Consider the following 2894-nt stretch of genomic DNA (forward strand, 5'->3'; position numbering starts at 1 on the left):
GCAGGGTGAGAGGTGATGCCGAGCCGTTTTAGGTGAAGTGAGTGATCCCATGCTGCCGAGAAAAGCCTCTAGCGAGTGTACTGGCGGCCCGTACCCCAAACCGACTCAGGTGGTCAGGTAGAGAATACCAAGGCGATCGGGTGAACTGTGGTTAAGGAACTCGGCAAATTGCCCCCGTAACTTTGGGAGAAGGGGGACCAGCTCTGGTGATCCGCTTTGCGCGGTGAGCTGGGGGTGGTCGCAGAGGCCAGGGGGAAGCGACTGTTTACTAAAAACACAGGTCCGTGCGAAGTCGTAAGACGCTGTATACGGACTGACGCCTGCCCGGTGCCGGAACGTTAAGAGGACCGGTTAGAGGAGTAATCTTCGAAGCTGAGAATCTAAGCGCCGGTAAACGGCGGTGGTAACTATAACCATCCTAAGGTAGCGAAATTCCTTGTCGGGTAAGTTCCGACCTGCACGAATGGCGTAACGACTTCCCCGCTGTCTCAACCACAGGCCCGGCGAAATTGCAGTACGAGTAAAGATGCTCGTTTCGCGCAGCAGGACGGAAAGACCCCGGGACCTTCACTATAGCTTGGCATTGGCGTTTGGAGCGTCTTGTGTAGGATAGGTGGGAGACTGTGAAGCCGGCACGCCAGTGTCGGTGGAGTCATTGGTGAAATACCACTCTGGTCGTTTTGAGCGTCTAACCCGCACCCATGTATCTGGGTGGGGGACAGTGCCTGGTGGGTAGTTTAACTGGGGCGGTTGCCTCCCAAAGAGTAACGGAGGCGCCCAAAGGTTCCCTCAGCCTGGTTGGCAATCAGGTGGCGAGTGCAAGGGCACAAGGGAGCTTGACTGTGAGACAGACATGTCGAGCAGGTGCGAAAGCAGGGCCTAGTGATCCGGCACCGACGTGTGGAAGTGGTGTCGCTCAACGGCTAAAAGGTACCCCGGGGATAACAGGCTGATCTTCCCCAAGAGTCCATATCGACGGGATGGTTTGGCACCTCGATGTCGGCTCGTCGCATCCTGGGGCTGGAGTAGGTCCCAAGGGTTGGGCTGTTCGCCCATTAAAGCGGCACGCGAGCTGGGTTTAGAACGTCGCGAGACAGTTCGGTCCCTATCCGCTGCGCGCGTAGGAGAATTGAGAGGATCTGTCCCTAGTACGAGAGGACCGGGACGGACGAACCTCTGGTGTGCCAGTTGTCCCGCCAGGGGCACGGCTGGTTGGCTACGTTCGGTAGGGATAACCGCTGAAAGCATCTAAGCGGGAAGCCTGCCTCAAGATGAGTTCTCCCAACCCTTTGAGGTTGTAAGGCCCCCAGCTAGACCACTGGGTTGATAGGCCAGAGATGGAAGCACGGTAACGTGTGGAGTCGACTGGTACTAATAGGCCGAGTGGCTTGAACACACTAAGCGTTCAAACCAATCGAAACAGCAGCATCCTGTATGCGAGAGAAGCTTTGCGTCCACTGTGCGGTTCCCGGAAAACAAACGGGAACCGTGACACAATACAATAGTTCCGAGCCTTGGCTTGGACGGCGAACTTGCCAACCCCCGTGGGGTTGTGCGGTGAGACGTTCGGTGGTTTTGGCGAGGGGGAAACACCCGGTCCCATCCCGAACCCGGAAGTTAAGCCCCTCAGCGCCGATGGTACTGCACGGGAGACTGTGTGGGAGAGTAGGACACCGCCGGACACTTTTTTGGTCGAGGGTCGCCCCGGATCGCCGGGGCGGCCCTCGACGCATGTCTTGGACCTGGCAAAATGAGGTTCAGGTCCATGAAGCAACCGAGAACAGTGACGGACGTGATGAGCGCGGAAGAGGACGGCCGCAAGGACGAGCGCCGGGAGCGGCGGGGCGACGACGGGGGTCGTGGCAAGCCTGCCCAGCGAGGCGGCAAGCCCCGCGGCGGATCCGGCGGACAGGGCCCCCGCCAGGGCGGTGGGCCACGCGGCAGCGCGCCTCGGGGTGGTGCTCAGGGCTCAGGAGGCCGCCCCGGCGGCTATCGCCCCTCGGGAGAGCGAGAGGGCGGCGGGTCCACAGACCGTTCGTCCTCTGGTGGTGGCTGGAAGGGACGTCCCGGAAAGCCCGGCGGCCAGCGAGACGACCGAGGCCAGAGGCCCGGCCGTCCGTTCAAGCGGTCCGACGACCGTCGCTTCGGCAGTGACGATCGCCGCAGCGACGCTCCGCGTGGCCCGCGCGCCGGTGGCGGCGGACCGCGAGGCGAGGGCGGTTACCAGGGACGTCCGAAGGATCGGGACTTCCGCGGGCCGGCGCGCGGCCGCGATGGCGAGCAGCGGTCCGGCGGGTTCCGAAAGGACCGCGACTCCGGACAGCGTGGGGGCGAGCGCCGCTTCGAGGACAGGCGTCCGGGTGATCGCGGCAAGCCGTTCGGCGACCGCGACAAGCCTCGTGGCGGCCCACGTCCGTATGGCGATCGCGACGACCGCCGTGGCTCCAGGCCCTACGGCGATCGCGACGACAAGCGTGGCCCCAGGGCCTATGGCGACCGCGACGATCGTGGCGGCCCCAAGTCCTACGGGGATCGCGACGATAAGCGCGGGCCCAGGTCTTACGGTGACCGTGACGATCGGGGCGGCTCTAGGTCCTACGGGGATCGCGACGATAAGCGTGGCCCGAGGGCTTACGGCGACCGCGACGATCGTCGTGGCTCCAAGCCCTACAGGGATCGCGATGATCGGCGTGGCTCCAAGCCCTACAGGGATCGCGATGATCGGCGTGGTCCTAAGTCCTATGGCGACCGGGATGACCGGGGTGGCTCTAGGCCCTACGGCGATCGCGATGACAAGCGCGGACCGAGGGCCTATGGCGAGCGTGATGATCGGGGCGGTTCCAAGTCCTACGGTGACCGCGATGACAAGCGTGGTCCGAGGGCTTATGGCGACC

Annotated in this window: 2 rRNA genes and 1 pseudogene (1 of these 3 only partly in view); 2 read left to right on the forward strand and 1 reads right to left on the reverse strand. The window is 63.1% G+C overall.

The features are described 5' to 3' along the window. Together ACGFNU_RS18180 and rrf are read left to right on the forward strand one after the other, a co-directional pair. A 23S ribosomal RNA gene (locus ACGFNU_RS18180) occupies positions 1–1396 on the forward strand; it begins 1673 nt to the left of the window's first position. Between the two features lie 169 nt (positions 1397–1565). Further along, positions 1566–1682, forward strand: a 5S ribosomal RNA gene (gene rrf, locus ACGFNU_RS18185). 287 nt (positions 1683–1969) lie between these two features. Here the strand turns inward: rrf and ACGFNU_RS18190 are convergent. Further along, positions 1970–2894: pseudogene (locus ACGFNU_RS18190) on the reverse strand (hypothetical protein); the annotation flags it as partial.

The sequence above is a fragment of the Spirillospora sp. NPDC048911 genome (assembly GCF_043198015.1).
Taxonomy (GTDB): Bacteria; Actinomycetota; Actinomycetes; order Streptosporangiales; family Streptosporangiaceae; genus Spirillospora.